Below are 17,570 nucleotides of genomic sequence, written 5' to 3'. Positions count from 1 at the left end.
CAGGCCGTGGTCGCGTCAGCGACCTACTTGGTCCACTTCCACTGGGCCGGGTGGAAGTTGGCGAGCGAGTCCTGGTCGAACCCGGACAGGCCCTTCTTGACGACCGAGATCTGGTAGTCGGGGCTCGGCAGCCAGATCACCGGCAGGTCCTTCGCGACCGCTGCGCTGTAGTCCTGCACGGCGGTGGCGTCGGTCGAGGTGGTGGTCGCGTCGATCAGGCCGTCGACCTGCTTGTTCGAGTAGCTGCCGAAGTTCGCCGAACCGCCGGTCTGGAAGAGCGACTCACCGGTCGGGTAGGCCGGGAAGTACCAGCTGCCCGCGGTGCCGAAGAACGACAGGTCCCAGTCGCAGCTGACCTCGTCCGAGGTGCAGGTGGGGGTCTGCGACAGCACGCTCGACACCGGCGCGGTCTTGATGGTGAAGTCGATGCCGGTCTTCGCGAGCGAGGACTGGATCGCGCTCATCATGTTGTCGGTCACGGTCGAACCGGACTGCGACAGCACCTGCATCGAGAACTTCGTGCCCTGCTCGACACCCTCGCCGCACTGGCTGGCCGAGGTGCCCGGGTCGGTGCAGACCATCGTGCCGCCCTGCTCCTCCCAGCCGTGGCTGGTGAGCAGGTCCTTGGCCTTCGAGGTGCTGAACGGGTACGGGTTCGACTTCTGCACGTCGGAGACGTAGTCGGACTCCTGCGCCTGCGGGACGGGACCGTAGGTCGAGGTCGCGGTGCCGTTGAAGACGACCTTCGACAGCGACTTCTGGTCGATCGACATCTGGACGGCCTGCCGGGCGTACAGCTGCTTGAAGACGGCGCCCATCGTCGGGTTGTTGAAGTTGTACGGCATGTACGTGATGGCCCAGCCGGTCCAGGGCTCCACGGAGTAGCCCTTCGCCGTGAAGGACGACTTCTGGTCCATGTCGGTGGCGTTGATGTAGCCGTAGTCGACCTCGCCCGAGCGGACCGCGTTCACCTCGGCGTCGGCCGTGGTGAAGGGGAGCAGGTTGACCGTGGTGATGGCGGGCTTCTGACCGCCGTCGTACTTCTTGTTGGCGACGAGGGTGACGTTGCCGGCCGTGGTGAAGGTCTTGACGCCGTAGGGGCCCGAGATCGTCTTCCACAGGGGGTCGCTGGCGTAGTCGCTGATCTTGCCGGCGGCGGTGTTCAGGTACTTCCAGACCTGCTTCGCGCCGGCGGGGGTCTCGTCGGCGTCGGTGACCTTCGCGCTCGCGCTGGTCTTGTCCCAGGCGTGCTGCGGCAGCGGGATGATGTTGCTCAGCTGGTTGGCGAGCATCCATTCCGAGTTGTACGCCTTGTCGAACGTGATGGTGAAGTGCGTGTCGTCGACGGCCTTGAACGAGGTCCAGTTGTCCGGCGCCTTGCCCTTGGAGTACCCGCCCCACTGCGCCTTGTTGGCCTTGATCAGGTTGAACCAGAACTCGACGTCGCGGCTCGTGATCGCCTCGCCGTCGGACCAGTGCCGGTCGCCGAGCGTCATCGTGACGCTCTTGCCGTCGTCGGCGAACTTCGCGTCGGTGGCGACGGAGCCGGCCTTGTTCCACGCGATCTTGCCGGTGGAGCCGTCGTACGCGACGAGCGGTTCGTACAGCGACTGGGCGATGGAGCCGTTGTTCGTGTTGAGGTGCGCGGCGGTGCCGATCGGCAGGATCCAGTTCGGCGTGAAGTTGGCGGGGAGCGCGTAGTCGATCTCGTCGGTCGATCCCGGCGAGGCGTTGCCGCCTCCGGAACAGCCGGCGAGCAGCGCGCTCACGGCGATCGCAGCTCCGGTGAGGAGCGCCCAGCGACGGGGCTTGGACATGCGGTGTCTCCTTGTGCGAGGGACTTCGGGGAGTGGAGCACGAGGTGCCGAGCGGCACGAGGACAGTCAAGGACCAAAGCCATTGGAAAAACAAACATCTCGATGTAAAAACTGCGTTACTGCGGAACGGTGGAAAGGGTGGACCGCTCGATCCGCCCCGTAGGCTCGCCGCAGAACCGGGCATCCACCCGTGTCCTGTTCCCGTTCCGCCGGCAGCCGCCGGTGTTCCGTCCGGATTGGAGAAAGTCGTGGCCGATCTCAGCGCCCGCGTCCTCGAGCTCGTCGCCTCGGGGCAGGCCGCCAGCCGGACCGAGATCGCGAAGGTGCTCGGGGCCGCCCCGTCGACCGTCTCGCACGTCGTCGGCCAACTCCTGGAACACGGGATCCTCGCCGAGGAGGGCACCGACGTCTCCACCGGCGGCCGCCCCCGCAAGGTGCTCCGCATCGGCGGCGTCGACGAGTACGCGGTCGCCGCGGACGTCGGCGGCGGGCACGCGCGCATCGGCGTGGTGCTGCCGGGAGGCGCGCTCGAGTCGGTCGCGAACGTCCCGTTCGCGCTCTCCGACGGTCCGACCGCCGGGCTCCAGCGGCTGGCCGCGTTGCTCGAGCGGCTCGCCGACGACCGTGGTCGCGAAGGGCTGCGGGGCGTCGGGCTCAGCCTGCCCGGGCCCGTCGACGTCGTCGCCGGCGTCGTCGACCTGCCGAGCCGGATGCCGGGGTGGAACGGGTTCCCCGTGGCCGCCTGGCTGAGCGAGCGGTTCGGGCTGCCGGCGATCGTCGACAACGACGCGAACTGCATGGCGGCGGGTGAGCAGACCGTGCAGGACCCGGCTCGACGCCAGACCATCACGATCAAGGCGGGCTCGGCGATCGGCGCGGGCATCGTCATCGACGGCCGGCTCTACCGCGGGTCGACCGGCGCGGCCGGGGACATCACGCACGTGCGCATCGACGCCGCCGGGGACACCCCGTGCTCGTGCGGGAACACCGGGTGCCTCGAGACCGTGGCGTCCGGCGCCGCCCTGGTCCGCATCCTGTCGAACGCCGGGGTCGACGTCGCCTCGACCGCCGACGTCGTGCGGCTCGCCTCGGACGCGCACCCCGAGGCGACCCGCGCCGTGCGGATGGCGGGCAAGTACCTGGGCGAGGTGCTCGCCGCCAACGTGAACTTCTTCAACCCGGACGCCGTGTACCTCGGCGGCATCCTGTCGACCCTCGACCCCTTCATCGCCGCCGTGCGGAGCCAGCTCTACGAGAGCTGCCACCCGCTGATGACCCAGCACCTGGCGATCGAGCCGGTGTCGCTCGGCGCCGACGCCGGCCTCGTCGGCGCCGGGCAGTTCGCCCTGCAGCGGGGCCTCGCCGCCTCGCTCGAGGAGCTCTCCGCGCCCATCCCCCAGTCCACCACCAGGAACAGGAGCGCCCGTGTCTGAGACCGGTCCCGTCACCCCCGCCGCCTCCCCCGCCAGCGCCGCCAGCGCCGCCGGCGCCGGTCGCCCGGTCATCGCCATCGCCGGCCTGGCCATCGAGACCTCGACGTTCACCCCGACCCGGACCCACGCCCCCGCGTTCCACCCGGACCGCGGCGACGAGGCCATCACCCGCTACCCGTTCCTGGCGACCATGGCCGACCGTGCGGACTTCCGCGGTGCGCTCATCGGGCACGCACTGCCCGGCGGGATCGTCGACCGGGCGTCGTACGACGCGCTGGCCGACGAGATCGTCGAGCGGCTGGGTGCGATGGGGCCGGTCGACGGCCTCTGGTACGACATCCACGGCGCGATGGTGGTCGAGGGGCTCGACGACGCCGAGACGGACCTGCTCGGTCGCATCCGCCAGGTCGTCGGCCCCGACGTCATCGTGTCCGCGTCGATGGACCTGCACGGCAACGTCACGCGCGAGCTCGCCCACCAGGTCGACCTCGTCACCTGCTACCGGATGGCCCCGCACGAGGACACCCTCGAGACGAAGGAGCGCGCCGTCCGCAACCTCGTCGACGTGCTGACCGAACGGCCCGTCGGTGCGCAGCGCCCCGTGAAGGCCTGGATCCCGATCCCCGTCCTGCTGCCCGGCGAGCAGACCTCGACCCGGCTCGAGCCGGCGAAGTCCCTGTACGCGCAGGTCCCGCTCGTCGAGCAGACCGAGGGGGTGCTCGACGCCGCGATCTGGGTCGGGTACGCCTGGGCCGACCAGCCCCGCGACCAGGCCGTGACCGTCGTCACCGGGTGGGACGAGGCAGCCGTCGCCGCCGGCGCCGAGCGGCTCGCAGCGGCGTTCTGGGATGCCCGCGAGGACTTCGTCTTCGTCGCACCCACCGGCACGTTCGAGGAGTGCCTCGACGCCGCGCTCGCCCCTGGCGCCGCGAAGCCGTACTTCGTCTCGGACTCGGGCGACAACCCCACGGCGGGCGGCTCCGGGGACATGACGTGGGGGCTGACGCAGGTGCTCGCCCGTCCGGAGTTCCAGGACCCGTCGGGCCCCACCGTCATCTACGCGAGCGTGCCCGGCGCGGCCGCCGTCGCCGCCGCGGTGGAAGCCGGCGTCGGTGCGACGATCACCGTGACCGCCGGTGCGACGGTCGACCACGTGCACGCGGGTCCGATCACGATGACCGGTCGGGTGCACGCGATCAAGCAGGGCGACCGGGACGCCGAGACCGAGGTCGTGCTGCAGGTCGGCAGCGTGTTCGCGATCCTGACGAAGCTGCGGAAGCCGTACCACCACGAGCACGACTTCACCGACCTCGACCTGGCGCCGCGGCAGGCGGACGTCGTCATCGTGAAGATCGGGTACCTCGAGCCGGAGCTGTTCGACATGTCCGCCGACTGGATGCTCGCGCTCACCCCGGGCGGCGTCGACCAGGACCTGCTGCGCCTCGGGCACCACAGGATCGAGCGCCCGATGTTCCCCTACGATCGAGTGTTCCCGACGGCACCGGACCTCCGCGCCCGCATCGTCCCCGCCTCCAACGAACCGCTCGGAGCCCCTGCATGAGCACCACCGCCGCACTCGAGATCGCCGTCACCTCACCGGCCGGCGCGATCACCGCGCGGGACGGCGGCGCCGACCGCGTCGAACTCTGCGTCGGTCTCGAGCTCGGCGGGCTCACCCCGTCCCAGGCCCTGGTCGAGACGACCCACGAGACCGGGATCCCGGCGCACGCGCTGGTCCGCTGCCGCCCGGGCGGGTTCGTGCACTCCCCCGACGAGGTCGAGCTCATGGTGCGCGAGGTCCGCACGGTCCTGCGCTCCGGGGCCGCCGGCGTCGTGGTCGGAGCCCTGCGCCCCGACCGGACCCTGGACGAGGACGCCCTCCGCCGCTTCGTGGACGCCGCCCGCTCGGTCAGCACCACCGCCGAGATCACCCTGCACCGGGCGATCGACCACGCGATCGACCCCGTCGCCGCCGCCGGATCGCTCGCCGCGCTCGGGTTCACCCGCGTCCTGACCTCCGGCGCCGCCCCCACCGCGGTCGCCGGTGCCGAGACGATCGCGCGCATGGTCGGGGCAGCCGGGCCCGTCCAGGTGATGGCCGGCGCCGGCGTCACCCCCGCCGACGTCCGTGCGCTGCTCGCCACCGGAGCCGCCGCGGTGCACCTGTCGGCCAAGCGCCCAGCCGCCGGCAGCACGCACGCCGGGGTGCCGATGGGCGCCGGCGACGACGGTTCCGCGCACTTCGTCACCGACGCCGAAGTCGTCACCGCCGCACGGCGCGCGCTCGACGCCTGACCCGTTCTGGGCCCGCAAGACACCGGTGTTCGCCGGTTGCACACCCGCAGACCGCGGTTCGAACGACGAACACCGGTGTTCAGCGGCCCCTGACCGCCTGAGCCCGCGTCACCCCCGGCGACCGGACCGCGCGGCGAACGCGTCGAGCGCCGAGAGCACTTCGTCGTTGCGGTACAGGACGCCGTGCCGGTACTCGTTCTTCGACAGCAGGATGCCGGCGTCGACGAGCTTCTGGAGGTGCGGGTACACGTTCCTCGTCACGACACCCATCTCGGCGGCGAGCACCGTCGCGTTCAACACGGGCTGCCGTGCGACCACGTCCAGCGCGTCCCAGACGCCGGAGTCTCGTCGAGCCTCGATCCGGTCCTGCCAGCTCCTCCGGATCCGTCGGATGTCTTCGACGAGCTCCGTCGCGTTCCCGATCGCGGCGAACGCGGCTTCGGCCACCCGCCGGATGATCGGCTCGACGTCGCCACGGCGGTACGCCGTCAGCGCCTCGACGTAGCCCGCAGTGTCGATCAGGAGGCCTGCCGAGACCGGGACCGTCACGTTGCGCGTCAACTCGTTCGACCGCAGCATGGCCTGCAACAGTGCACGCCCGGTGCGACCGTTGCCGTCGGTGAACGGGTGGATGGTCTCGAACTGCGCGTGGGCCACGGCGACCTGCGCCAGCCGGGGCAGGTTCAGTCGCCGCGCGAAGGCCATGACGTCGTCGACCAGTCCCGGAACCCGTTCCCATGCCGGGGCGACGAAGTCGGCTCCGACCGGGCTGCGACCGTCGGTGCCGATCCACACGGATTCACGCCGGAACGCTCCAGCATCGTGATGGGGGTCGTGTTCGAGCAGGACCTCGTGTATCGCGAGCACGGTGTCGGAAGTCAATTGATCGGACAGTTCGATCGCGGTCCGCATCGCGCGCGTGTTCGAGGCGATCGCGGTGGCGTTGCGCTTGCCGGGGGCACCGATCTCAGCGGCGAACACCTGCCGAGCGCTCGCCGTGAGGTGCTCGATCTGCGACGATGCTGCTGCTTCCGAGCGCAGCAGGAGCGAGGCGAACGAAGCCACCTCACCACCGAGTTCACTGTCGAACCGCACGAGCGCGGTCGAGGCTTCGTCAACGAGGGTCGCCACGTCGTCGCTCAGCTCGATCGGGAGTCCCGCGATCGCGGGCGGAACCGCTGCAGCGTACGATTCCCGAACCGTGCCGCGTCGAGCCGCCCGCGGACCGTAGTCGGCGTCGCGGCGCTCCCAGTCGAGTTCCTCGTACTGCAGCGCGGGCCACGTGGTCACGATCACTCCCTGAAACCAGACTCGGTCCGTCAGATTTTCTGACATAAGCCATCATCTCAGAAAATCTGGTGCCCGTATTCTGAGATCGACACCGTCACCTGCTCCGGCGTCCGCAAGACACCGGTGTTCGCGCGCTGAACACGCGCAGACAGCGGTTCGACAGGCGAACACCGGTGTTTTGCGAAATCGGCACGCCCCACGGGCAGGGTCAGGTCAGCGTGACGATGCGGTCGGCTGCGGCGATCGCCGCGGGGTCGTGGGCCGCGTGCACGACCACGACACCGGCTGCGGCCTCGTCGGCGAGCGCCGCCACCACGAGCGCCGCCGACTCAGCATCGACCCCGGCGGTCGGTTCGTCGACCAGCAGCACCCCCGCCCGCTGGGCCAGCCCGAGCGCGACGAGCGTGCGCTGCCGCTGCCCGCCGGAGAGCTCCTCGATCGGCCGATCGGCAAGGTCCGTGATCGCCATCCGCTCGAGCTGCGCGTCGACGACCGCTCGGTCAGCGCGTCCGAGCGGCCGCCACCACGCGCGGTGCCGCCACCGCCCCATCGTGACGGCCGCGCGGACGGTGAGCGGGAGCGTGGTCGGCGGCACGGACTGGGTCACGTAGGCGACACCGTCGGACGGGAGGCCCGTCACCCGCCCGGCGGTCGGCCGCACGACGTCCGCGACCACGTCGAGCAGCGTCGACTTGCCGGATCCGTTCGGCCCGGTGAGCGCGGTGACGACCCCGGCGGGGAAGACCGCGTCCACACCGTCGAGGACGGTCCGGTCGCCGAGGACGGCCGTCACCCGGTCCAGGTGGACGGCAGATCGGGGATCGGCGGGGTCGGTCGGCTCGGTCGCAGGCACCTGAGCACGCTATCAGTATCGATACTCGTTTTCATGTAGCGTCTCGGACCGTGACCTGGCTGACCGATCCGTTCTCCGTCGACTTCATGGTGCGCGCCCTGGTCGGCGGCTCCCTGGCGGCGGTCCTGTGCGCCGTCGTCGGCACGTGGGTGCTGGTGCGCGGCATGGCGTTCCTGGGCGAGGCGCTCTCGCACGGCATGCTGCCCGGCGTCGCGATCGCCACCCTGACCGGGGTCCCGCCGGTGCTCGGCGCCGCGGTGAGCGCCGGCGTCATGGTGCTCGGTGTCGGAGCGCTGCGTCGTCGCGCCCGACTGTCGTACGACACCTCGATCGGCCTGCTCTTCGTCGGGATGCTCGCGCTCGGGGTGATCATCGTGTCGTCGTCGCGGTCGTTCGCCACCGACGTCACCGCGATCCTGTTCGGGGACGTCCTCGCCGTCACCCGGGCGGACGTCGGCGGCCTCGCGATCGCCGCGGCCGTCGCCCTGGCCGTCGCCGTGGCGTTCCACCGGCCGTTCACCGCGCTGGCGTTCGACACCCGCAAGGCCACGACGCTCGGCCTGCACCCGCGCCTGGCCGAGGTCGTGCTCATCGCGCTCGTCACCCTGGCGGTCGTCGCCTCGTACCGGGCGGTCGGCACCCTGCTCGTCGTGGGCCTGCTGCTCGCGCCCGCCGCCGCTGCCCGCGCGTGGACCCGGCACGTGGCCTCGACGATGCTCCTCGGCGCCGGCATCGGTGCGGCCGCCGTGCTCGTCGGGCTCCTCGTCTCCTGGCACGCCGGCACCGCCGCCGGCGCGAGCATCGCCGCGGTCGCCGTCGGCGGCGTCGTGGTCTCGCGCGCCCTGGCCGCCGTCGTCCTGCGGCGCACCCCGATCCCGACACCGGCGCGCGCGGCCGCGCCGGCAGCACCACGATCCGCCGCACCGTCTCGAGAGGGAGCATGAAGCACTCGACCACCAACCGCGCCCCCGCGCGCCTCCTGTCCACCATCGGCCTCGCCATCGGCCTGGCCCTCACCGTCACCGCCTGCTCCACGGGCACCCCGTCGGCCGACAGCTCGACCGGCACCGCCCGTCCCCACGGCTACGTGGCGGGCGCGAGTGAGTCCCAGGAACCCCAGGTGCGCCTCCTGGCCGTGTCGGCGACCGGCGCGACCGCGCTGCACGACCTGCTCACCGAGGAGACCACCGAACTCGACGACGTGGACGCACCGGAGCACTCGGCGACCGACGGCCGGTTCCTCGTGACCAGCGACGCCGACCGCACGACGATCGTCGACGGCGGGTCCTGGACCGTCGACCACGGCGACCACACGCACTACTACGCCGCAGAACCCCGCGTCGTCGGCACGATCGACGGCGGCGGCCGGGTCGAGGTGCACTCGTCCGAGACCATGACGACAATCACCTGGCCCGACCGAGCCGAGGCGGTCGTGCTCGACCGCGAGGCACTGGGACAGGGCGAGGTCGACGAGACCGCACGGATCGACGCGCGCGTCCTGCTGCCGATGGGCGAGCATCTCGTGGCGGCCGACGGCGACCGGGTCCGCGTGCTCGACGCCGACGGCGAGGCGACGAACGCCACCGACACCGACACCCAGGCCTGCACCGACCCCGCCGGCGGGATCGTCACCCGCGCCGGCGCAGTCGTGGGCTGTGCCGACGGGGCGGTCGTGGTGGACGACGCCGGCGAGACGTCGTTCGTCGACCTGCCCGACGGTGCCGAGCGGCCGACGGCCTTCGCCGCACGTGCCGGCCGACCCACCGTCGCCGGGCTGGCGGGCACCACCGGGTTCTGGCTGCTCGACGCGCGACAGGGTTCCTGGCGCCTCGTGCCGACCGAGCGGCCCCTGCGCGCCGTGGTCGCGGTGGACGACGAGGACGAGCACGTGGTCGGCGTCGACGACTCCGGGCGGGTGGTGGTCGTGACCGCCTCGACGGGGAAGGTCGCCACGACGAAGGCACTGGTCGACGCCAGCCCCGACGACGACGCCCCGCTGCTGCAGCTCGATGCCCAGCGCGCCTACCTGGCCGACCCCGCGGACGGCACCGTGCACGAGATCGACTTCGCAGACGGGGCCCGGGTCGCCCGCACGATCGAGCTCCCCGTCGCCCCGGTCGCCTTCGCCGAGGCCGGACTGTGACGCGCACCAGGGCCATGACCGCGGGCCTCGTCACCGCAGCGCTCGCCCTCGTCGCCACGGGGTGCGCCACCGCCGGCTCCGACCGGCCCCTCGTCGCGGTGACGACGAACATCCTCGGCGACGTCGTCAGCGAAGTGGTCGGGGACCGGGCCGACGTCATGGTCCTCATGCCGCCGGGCGCCGACCCGCACTCGTTCGAGGTCTCCGCGCAGCAGGCCGCACGGCTCCGGAGCGCCGACCTGGTGGTCGAGAACGGGCTCGGGCTCGAAGAGGGGGTCGCCCGGCACGTCGCGGCGGCGGCCGAGGACGGTGTGCCGGTCTCCACCGCCGGGGACGCGTTCGACCCGCTCGAGTGGACCACCGAGGACGACAGCGGCCCCGACCCGCACTTCTGGACCGACCCGGCCCGGATGGTCGACGTCGTCGAGGCCCTCGACCAGGACCTGCGCGACGCCGGGATCGAACCGGCCGGCACGGACGCCTACCTGGACGAGCTCCGCGACCTGGACGACACGATGACGACCGCGTTCAGCACCGTGCCCGAGGAACGCCGGGCGCTCGTCACGAACCACCACGTGTTCGGGTACCTGGCCGACCACTACGGCTTCCGGGTCGTCGGGGCGGTGATCCCGAGCGGGACGACCCTGGCCTCCCCGAGCGCCGCCGACCTGCGCGACCTGGCCGACGCCATCGACGAAGCGGGCGTCCGGACGATCTTCGCCGACGCCTCGCAACCGGCACGGCTGGCCGAGGTGCTCGCGGACGAGGTCGACCTGCACGTCGAGATCCGCCCGCTCGCGACGGAGTCCCTCACCGAGGACGGCGACGCCTCCACCTACCTCGGCATGATGCGCTCGAACACCGAGGCCATCGTCGACGGCCTGTCGACTGGTAAATGAGAATGAGAATCAATACAGTGAGCGACATGACGAACACGAAGACGCTCCGGGCCGTGTGGCCCGCCGCCCTGCTCGGTGCGGCCGCCCTGGCCCTGACCGGGTGCGCCACGGACACCGACGCCGGGTCCGACACCACGGACACCCCGAAGGCCGACGGGACCCGCATCACCCTGACCTACGACGGCGGACTGCTCGTCCTCGACCAGGACCTGCAGGTGGTGGCCGACGACCCGATCGACGGCTTCACCCGGGTCAACCCGGCCGGTGACGGACGCCACGTGCTCGTCACCGTGCCCGAGGGCTTCCGGGTCCTCGACACCCAGGCCGAGCCGGCCCTGACCGACGCGGTGTTCCCCGCCGACACCGGCGGCCACGCGGTCGTCCACGGCGACCGCACCGCCCTGTTCGCCGACGGCACCGGGGACGTGACGACGTTCGACCACACCGAGCTCGACGGCGCCGACCTGCCCGAGGTCGAGACGACGAAGTCCGAGGCCGCCCACCACGGCGTCGCGATCGAGCTCGAGGACGGCACGCTCCTGACCACCATCGGCACCGAGGAGAGCCGCTCCGGCGTGCGCGCCCTGGACGCCGACGGCGAGGAGATCGCCCGGTCCGAGCAGTGCCCCGACGTGCACGGTGAGGGTGCCGTCAAGGGTGAGGTCGCGGTGTTCGGCTGCACCGACGGCGCCCTGGTCTACGACGACGGCACGTTCGAGAAGATCGACGCCCCGACCGAGTACGGCCGCACCGGCAACCTGTTCACCACCGAGGACTCGTCCGTCGCCGTCGGCGACTACAACGACGACCCCGACAGCGAGGGCTACCTGCTCGACCAGATCGCCCTGATCGACGCGGCCTCGGGGAAGTACACCGTCGCGGACATGCCCGACGGCGTCGGCTTCACCTTCCGCGACCTGGCCCGCGGCCCCGGCGACGAGGCCGTCGTGCTCGGCGACGACGGTGCTCTGCACACCTTCGACGAGACGACCGGCGAGCCGCTCGAGTCGTACCCGGTGATCGACGCGTGGGACGGCCCGGCCGAGTGGCAGGACGCCCACCCCGCCCTGAAGGTCGCCGGTGACGTCGCCTACGTCACCGACCCCGCCGAGCAGAGGATCCACGCGGTCGACCTGACCACCGGCAAGGTGATCGCCTCGAGCGACGAGCTGCCGGGCGTGCCCAACGAGATCGCGGTCGCGTAGCGACGAGCGAACAAGCGAACAAGCGAACAAGCGAGGGGTCCGGAACACGACCCCGAGACGCAACAGGAGGCCCGTGGCGATCCCGCCACGGGCCTCCTGTCCGCTGTCAGCGCGTGGACCGCGCGACGTCAGCCGCCGTGCGTCAGCCCTTGACCGGGATCGACTGCGCCTTGAGTGCCGCGATGGTCTTGGACTGCCCGGACTCGAGCGCCTCGCTCAGCGTGCCCGAGCCGGACGCGGCCTGCCCGAAGCCGTCGGAGACGTCCGAGTAGGTCTGCGTCATCGTCGGACCCCAGGTGAAGGGCTGGATGTCCTTCGCAGCGGTGGCGAACTCCTCGTAGATCTTCTGGCCACCGTAGAAGTCGAGCCCCTGGGTCAGGGCCGGCAGCTCGGCGCCGGTGGTCGAGGCCGGGTACAGGTTGGCCTCCTTGTTCAGTGCGGAGAGCGCCTCGGTCGAGGTGTTCAGCCAGACCAGGAACTTCGACGCCTCGGCCGGGTGCTTGCTGCCCGCGAAGACGACGTTCGACGAACCGCCCCAGGCGGCCGACTTGGTCTCGCCGGACTTCCACTGCGGCATCGGGGCGACGGCCCACTTGCCCGAGGTCGACGGGGCACCGCTCGAGATGGTGTTCGCACCCCAGACCGCGGAGACCCAGGTCCAGTCCTTGCCGCTGTCGTAGGCGTTGTTCCACTGGTCGGTGAAGCTCGGCAGGGTGTTCACGAGCTTCTTGTCGATCAGGTCCTGCCAGTAGTCGGCGACCTTCTTCGACGCGGCGTCGTCCAGGTTGACCTTCCAGTCCTGGCCCGAGTTCTCGAACCACTGGCCACCGGCCTGCGAGACGAGCCCGGCGAACTGGTTGACGTCGCCCTTGGCGAAGTTGGTGATGTTGCCGCCGAGCTTCTTGATCTTCACGGCGTCCTCGGCGTACTCCTCCCACGTCTTCGGGGCGTCGAGGCCGGCCTTCTCGAACAGGTCCTTGCGGTAGTACAGGGCCATCGGACCGGAGTCCTGCGGCACGGCGTAGACCGACTTCCCCTCGCCGAAGGTGACCTGGTTCCACAGGCCGTCGGAGAAGTCCTTCTTCGCGTCGCTGATGCCGGAGCACGCGCCGATGTCCTCCAGGCCGCCCTGCACGCGGAACGCCGGCAGGGTGTCGTACTCGACCTGCCCGATGTCCGGCGCCTGCTTGGCCTTCAGCTGGTTGAAGAAGTTCTGGTAGGTGCCGCTGTTGCCGTTCGCGACGATCGAGACCTTGACCTGGATGTCCGGGTTGGCCTTGTTCCAGATCGCGACGACCTTGTCCATGTTCGGCACCCAGGTCGTGAAGTCGAGGGTGACCTTGCCGCCCGAGGGCTTGCAGCTGGCGGCCGCGGTGCCGGACCCGCCGCCGTTGCTGCTGCCGCCGGTGCTGCAGCCGGCGAGGGCCACGGTGGCGGCCACGGCGATCGCGGCGACGCTGAGGAACTTCGTTGTCTTCATGCTGTTTCCGTTCGGATGTGGTGTGGGGAGTGCTGGTGCGGGAAGGGGTGCGGGTCGGGGGCTACTTCAGGCCGCCGGAGCCCAGGCCGGAGCGCCAGAAGCGCTGCAGGCTCAGGAAGGCGACGAGCAGCGGGATGATCGAGACGAACGACCCGATGAGCACGAGGGTGCGCAGGTCCGGGTACTGGTTCACGCTCGAGTTCCACGTGTAGAGGCCGAGGGTGACGGGGAACAGCGACGAGTCGCGGAGCATCACGAGCGGCAGGAAGAAGTTGTTCCAGACGGCGACGAACTGGAACAGGAAGATCGTCACGAGCGCGGGCGACATGAGCCGCACGGCCACGGTGAAGAACGTGCGGACCTCGCCGGAACCGTCGATGCGGGCGGCCTCGATGATCTCGTCGGGCACGCTCGACGCCGCGAACAACCGTGACAGGTAGACGCCGAACGGGCTGACGATGCTCGGCAGGAACACCGACCAGAACGTGTCGGTCAGGTCGACCTGGCTGAAGATGAGGAACAGCGGCAGGGCCAGGGCGGTCGCCGGCACGAGCACGCCGCCGAGGAACACGTTGAACAGGACCTCGCGGCCACGGAACCGGTACTTCGCCAGGGCGTACCCGCACATCGCGGAGAGCACGGTGCCGAGCAGCCCGGCGACCCCGGCGTAGGCGATGCTGTTCAGCAGCCAGCGCAGGTAGATGCCGTCCTGCCGCGTGAACAGCTCGACGAGGTTGCCGAAGAAGTCCTGCACCGAGGTGGCGCTGAACCACAGCGAGAACGTCGAGTTGAAGTTCGCGGCGGTCTTGGTGGACGAGACCAGCAGCCAGAAGATCGGCAGCAGGAAGTAGAGGGTGAAGACCCCCATCACGATCATCGCGGCGCTGCGCGAGATGACGCTCTCACGGGGACCGCGCGCTCCGCGCTGGCGCGGACGGGAGGCCCGGTTCGGCTCGAGCGGTCGGCCGACGTCGCGGACGAGGTCACCTGGGGACGGGGCGTTGACGGTCACTGGGCGGCCTTCCGCTGGGTCAGTCGGAGGAACCCGATCGACAGGACGAACGTGGCGACGGCGAGGACGACCGAGAACGCCGCGGCGAGGTTGAAGTTCGGCACCGAGGACGTCGAGTAGACGAGCATGTTCGGCGTGAACGTCGACGAGATGGTCGAGGTGAACTGCCGGAAGACGGTCGGCTCGGTCAGCAGCTGCAGGGTGCCGATGACGGAGAACACCGCGGTGAGGACGATCGCCGGCACCACGAGCGGGATCTTGATCGACAGGGCGATCCGGAGCTGGGACGCACCGTCGAGCTTCGCCGCCTCGTACACCTCGGCGGGGATCGCGAGGAGCGACGAGTAGATGATGAGCATGTTGTAGCCGACGTAGACCCAGGTCACGACGTTGGCGACCGCCCACAGCACGGTGCTGCCGCCGAGCAGGTCGACCCGCGACGTCACCGCGGAGAACGGCGACAGGTCGGGGGCGTAGAGGTAGCCCCACATGATCGCGGCGATGACGCCGGGCACCGCGTACGGCGCGAAGAACGCCAGGCGGAAGAACCGCTTGCCGCGCAGCAGCGGGGAGTCGAGCAGCAGGGCGAACAGGAGCGCGAGCCCGAGCATCACCGGGACCTGCACGACACCGAACAGCAGCACGCGGAGCACCGAGCTCCAGAACTCGCCGTCCTGGAACACCAGGGCGTACTGGCTCAGGCCGCCGAAGACCTGCGTCGGGGCGCCGAACGTGCCCTGCCGCTCGATCTTCTGCAGCGACTCCCACACGGCGTAGAGGATGGGGACCAGGTAGAACGCCGTGAACAGGACGGCGAACGGCAGGACGAAGATCGCGATCGCGCGGCGGTAGCGGAACCCGCCGCCCCGGCGTCGTCGGGTCGCGCTGGGCGACTGTGCGGTGGTGGTCATGAGCGGTTCCTGTCGGTGCGGATGATCTGGGTCCCGCCGGGGGCGATGGCGGTGGTGCCGGTGACGGGGCGGTCGGCGACGAGTTCGTGGCCGGCCTCGTGGTGCTCGACGGTGCGGTCGGAGTGGTTCAGCAGGAAGACCCACTCGTGGGTGTCGTCGCGGCGACGGACGACCTCGAGCCCTGGGCGGACGGCGGGGTCGGCGTGTACCCCGCCCTCGTCGAGCACGCGGTGGACGAACCCGCCCAGCGCTGCGGCGTCGAGGACCGTGGACGTGTACCAGGCGGTGCCGGCGCCGTGCTCGTTGCGGGTCACGGCGGGGCGCCCGGCGAGGGAGCCCTCGGCGTAGTCGACGACGCTCGTCGCGCCGCGCAGCTCGACCGGCTCGGACCAGACGCTGCCGGTCGTGCCGTCGGACAGCGCGATCGTGGCGTCGGCGGCGAGCGGCAGGAACTCGTCCACCCGCACGCCGAGCAGGTCGCGGAAGGCGCCCGGGTAGCCGCCGGTGCGGACCCGGTCGCGCTCGTCGACGATGCCGCTGAAGCAGCTGACGACGGCGTGCCCGCCGGCGGCGACGTGGTCGGCGATGACGGCCGCGTGCTCGTCGCGCACCAGGTAGAGCTCGGGGACGACGACGAGCGCGTACCCGTCGAGGGGTGCTCCGGGGGCGACGACGTCGACGGTCACGCCGAGGTCCCACAGCGCGGCGTGGAACGCGTGGACCTGCTCCAGGTAGCGGAGCGCGGTGCTGGGGTGGGCCTCCAGGTCGGCGGCCCACTGGTTCTCCCAGCTGAAGACGAGCGCCACGTCGGCGACCACGCGTGAGCCCCGCAGTTCGCCGAGCCGCTCGACCAGGGCGCCGAGCGCGACCACGTCGTGCCACGTCGTCGACTCGGTGCCGGCGTGCGGCAGCAGCGCCGAGTGGAACTTCTCGCTGCCCTGCACGGATGCGCGCCACTGGAAGAAGCAGACCCCGTCGGCGCCGCGGGCGATGTGCGCCGCGGTGTTCCGGAGCATCTCGCCCGGGGCCTTCGCGACGTTGTGCGGCTGCCAGTTGACGGCACCCGTCGAGTGCTCCATGAGCAGCCAGGGGGCACCGCCGGCCAGGCCACGCGTGGTGTCGGCGGCGAAGGCGAGTTCGACGTGCGGCCGGGGCAGACGGTGGTCCAGGTAGTGGTCGTTCGCGATGACGTCCATGTCGCCGGCCCACGACCAGTAGTCGAGCGCCGTGATGTGCGCGGCGACCATGAAGTTCGTCGTGACGGGCTTGTCGCTCAGCTCGCGCAGGACGGCGGCCTCGGCACGGTGGTGGCCGAGGAGCTCGTCGGACGAGAACCGGTCGAAGTCGATGGTCTGTGCCGGGTTCGTGAACGACAGCGTCGCGCGGGGCGGCAGCACCTGCTCCCACGCCGAGTAGCGCTGGCTCCAGAACGAGGTGCCCCAGGCGGCGTTCAGCGCGTCGACCGTGCCGTACCGGGCCTGCAGCCAGCCGCGGAACGCCTGGGCGGAGACGTCGCAGTAGCAGTGCGCGTTGTGGCAGCCGAGCTCGTTCGACACGTGCCAGAGCCGCACGGCGGGGTGGTCGCCGTAGCGCTCGGCGGTGGCGCGGACCAGGGCGAGGGCGTGCTCGCGGTAGACCGGGGAGCTCGGGCAGAACGCCTGGCGGCCACCGGGCCAGCGGGTCGTGCCGTCGGCGACGACGGGCAGGACCTCGGGGTGGCGGGTGGTGAGCCACGGCGGCGTCGAGGCGGTGCCGGTGCCCAGGTCGACCCCGATGCCCGCGCCGTGCAGCAGTTCGATGACGGTGTCGAGCGCGGCGAAGTCGTACTCACCCTGCCGGGGTTCGACGTGCGACCAGCCGAAGACGTTGATCGCGACGAGGTTCACGCCGGCCTCGCGCATGAGCCGGACGTCCTCGGCCCACACCTCGGGGTCCCACTGCTCGGGGTTGTAGTCGCACCCGAACGCGAGGCCCGTCGAGCCGAGGCCGAGCGCGCCGGTGGCGGTCGTCGGCAGGGTGGTGGTCGTCACGGGGATCCTCGCTGATCGGGGCGACCCGCCGCCTCGGCCGCGTGCGACCCCTTCGACGGCGAAGGCCACCCAGTGTTCTGGGAGCGCTCCCAGGCCGCACCGGGGATCGGGGCCGGAGGTTTCTGGGAGCGCTCCCAGATCAAACACCAGCGGCTGCACCCTGTCAACTGCGAGGCGTTCCGAGGGCTCCTCAGCGGCGGAT

14 protein-coding genes are annotated in these 17,570 nt (G+C 71.0%); 7 read left to right on the top strand and 7 right to left on the bottom strand.

The genetic code is table 11. The features are described 5' to 3' along the window. Positions 1 to 23: 23 nt before the first annotated feature. Positions 24 to 1,817, bottom strand: coding sequence for a peptide ABC transporter substrate-binding protein (locus tag BOSE127_RS10695; RefSeq protein WP_159557153.1), 1,794 nt, complete (start codon positions 1,815 to 1,817; stop codon positions 24 to 26). Between the two features lie 248 nt (positions 1,818 to 2,065). Here BOSE127_RS10695 and BOSE127_RS10690 point away from each other — a divergent pair, with 248 nt between their 5' ends. From BOSE127_RS10690 to BOSE127_RS10680, 3 genes are read left to right on the top strand one after another with little or no spacing between them, the layout of a single operon-like run. Continuing rightward, positions 2,066 to 3,250, top strand: coding sequence for an ROK family protein (locus BOSE127_RS10690; protein WP_159557151.1), 1,185 nt, complete (start codon positions 2,066 to 2,068; stop codon positions 3,248 to 3,250). Then, on the top strand, positions 3,243 to 4,811 hold the full coding sequence (locus BOSE127_RS10685; protein WP_201300447.1) for a M81 family metallopeptidase: 1,569 nt from the start codon (positions 3,243 to 3,245) through the stop codon (positions 4,809 to 4,811). The genes BOSE127_RS10690 and BOSE127_RS10685 overlap by 8 nt, the downstream gene beginning before the upstream one ends. Continuing rightward, a complete protein-coding gene (locus BOSE127_RS10680) occupies positions 4,808 to 5,545 on the top strand; it encodes a copper homeostasis protein CutC (RefSeq protein ID WP_017887596.1) in 738 nt (245 codons plus the stop codon). Before BOSE127_RS10685 ends, BOSE127_RS10680 begins: the two co-directional genes overlap by 4 nt. A 108-nt stretch (positions 5,546 to 5,653) precedes the next feature. On the opposite strand, the gene BOSE127_RS10675 is transcribed toward BOSE127_RS10680, so the two are convergent. Beyond that, positions 5,654 to 6,835: a Fic family protein gene (locus tag BOSE127_RS10675; RefSeq protein ID WP_236559534.1), complete on the bottom strand. Its 1,182-nt coding sequence runs from the start codon at positions 6,833 to 6,835 to the stop codon at positions 5,654 to 5,656. A gap of 208 nt (positions 6,836 to 7,043) precedes the next feature. Beyond that, the gene (gene aztA / locus BOSE127_RS10670; RefSeq protein ID WP_236558898.1) at positions 7,044 to 7,688 is read right to left on the bottom strand and encodes a zinc ABC transporter ATP-binding protein AztA; all 645 of its coding nucleotides are present in this window, start codon (positions 7,686 to 7,688) and stop codon (positions 7,044 to 7,046) included. A gap of 50 nt (positions 7,689 to 7,738) precedes the next feature. Here aztA and aztB point away from each other — a divergent pair, with 50 nt between their 5' ends. Genes aztB through BOSE127_RS10650 form a run of 4 tightly spaced genes read left to right on the top strand, consistent with a single transcriptional unit; the run spans position 7,739 to position 11,935 of the window. Beyond that, the gene (gene aztB, locus BOSE127_RS10665) at positions 7,739 to 8,632 is read left to right on the top strand and encodes a zinc ABC transporter permease AztB (RefSeq protein WP_017887599.1); all 894 of its coding nucleotides are present in this window, start codon (positions 7,739 to 7,741) and stop codon (positions 8,630 to 8,632) included. Continuing rightward, complete coding sequence (locus BOSE127_RS10660; RefSeq protein WP_159557147.1) at positions 8,629 to 9,831, top strand: ABC transporter; 1,203 nt, start codon at positions 8,629 to 8,631, stop codon at positions 9,829 to 9,831. Before aztB ends, BOSE127_RS10660 begins: the two co-directional genes overlap by 4 nt. A gap of 14 nt (positions 9,832 to 9,845) precedes the next feature. Then, the gene (locus tag BOSE127_RS10655) at positions 9,846 to 10,730 is read left to right on the top strand and encodes a metal ABC transporter substrate-binding protein (protein WP_020381113.1); all 885 of its coding nucleotides are present in this window, start codon (positions 9,846 to 9,848) and stop codon (positions 10,728 to 10,730) included. A 26-nt stretch (positions 10,731 to 10,756) separates the two neighbouring features. After that, entirely contained in the window at positions 10,757 to 11,935 is a 1,179-nt protein-coding gene (locus tag BOSE127_RS10650; RefSeq protein ID WP_071251786.1) for a hypothetical protein, read from the top strand. Positions 11,936 to 12,077: 142 nt separating this feature from the next. Here the strand turns inward: BOSE127_RS10650 and BOSE127_RS10645 are convergent, their stop codons facing one another. The 4 genes from BOSE127_RS10645 to BOSE127_RS10630 all read right to left on the bottom strand — a co-directional run bounded on the left by BOSE127_RS10645 (position 12,078) and on the right by BOSE127_RS10630 (position 17,368). Next, positions 12,078 to 13,415 (bottom strand): ABC transporter substrate-binding protein, encoded by a 1,338-nt coding sequence (locus BOSE127_RS10645; protein WP_017887604.1) that lies wholly within the window; start codon positions 13,413 to 13,415, stop codon positions 12,078 to 12,080. A gap of 61 nt (positions 13,416 to 13,476) precedes the next feature. Further along, positions 13,477 to 14,427 (bottom strand): carbohydrate ABC transporter permease, encoded by a 951-nt coding sequence (locus BOSE127_RS10640; protein ID WP_235517738.1) that lies wholly within the window; start codon positions 14,425 to 14,427, stop codon positions 13,477 to 13,479. Further along, positions 14,424 to 15,338, bottom strand: coding sequence for a carbohydrate ABC transporter permease (locus tag BOSE127_RS10635; RefSeq protein WP_017887606.1), 915 nt, complete (start codon positions 15,336 to 15,338; stop codon positions 14,424 to 14,426). The genes BOSE127_RS10640 and BOSE127_RS10635 overlap by 4 nt, the downstream gene beginning before the upstream one ends. Further along, entirely contained in the window at positions 15,335 to 17,368 is a 2,034-nt protein-coding gene (locus BOSE127_RS10630; RefSeq protein WP_159557145.1) for a beta-galactosidase, read from the bottom strand. Before BOSE127_RS10630 ends, BOSE127_RS10635 begins: the two co-directional genes overlap by 4 nt. Positions 17,369 to 17,570: the final 202 nt, after the last annotated feature.

The sequence above is a fragment of the Curtobacterium sp. 8I-2 genome (genome assembly GCF_902506155.1).
GTDB lineage: Bacteria > Actinomycetota > Actinomycetes > Actinomycetales > Microbacteriaceae > Curtobacterium > Curtobacterium poinsettiae.
This window is presented reverse-complemented; position numbering and strand designations above follow the sequence as displayed.

Bases quoted from the DNA above. Each gene is read 5' to 3' on its own strand.
- BOSE127_RS10655 (WP_020381113.1), top strand. From the start codon at position 9,846: ATGACCGCGGGCCTCGTCACCGCAGCGCTCGCCCTCGTCGCCACGGGG.
- BOSE127_RS10650 (WP_071251786.1), top strand. From the start codon at position 10,757: ATGACGAACACGAAGACGCTCCGGGCCGTGTGGCCCGCCGCCCTGCTC.
- BOSE127_RS10695 (WP_159557153.1), bottom strand. From the start codon at position 1,817: ATGTCCAAGCCCCGTCGCTGGGCGCTCCTCACCGGAGCTGCGATCGCC.
- BOSE127_RS10635 (WP_017887606.1), bottom strand. From the start codon at position 15,338: ATGACCACCACCGCACAGTCGCCCAGCGCGACCCGACGACGCCGGGGC.
- BOSE127_RS10680 (WP_017887596.1), top strand. From the start codon at position 4,808: ATGAGCACCACCGCCGCACTCGAGATCGCCGTCACCTCACCGGCCGGC.
- BOSE127_RS10645 (WP_017887604.1), bottom strand. From the start codon at position 13,415: ATGAAGACAACGAAGTTCCTCAGCGTCGCCGCGATCGCCGTGGCCGCC.
- BOSE127_RS10660 (WP_159557147.1), top strand. From the start codon at position 8,629: ATGAAGCACTCGACCACCAACCGCGCCCCCGCGCGCCTCCTGTCCACC.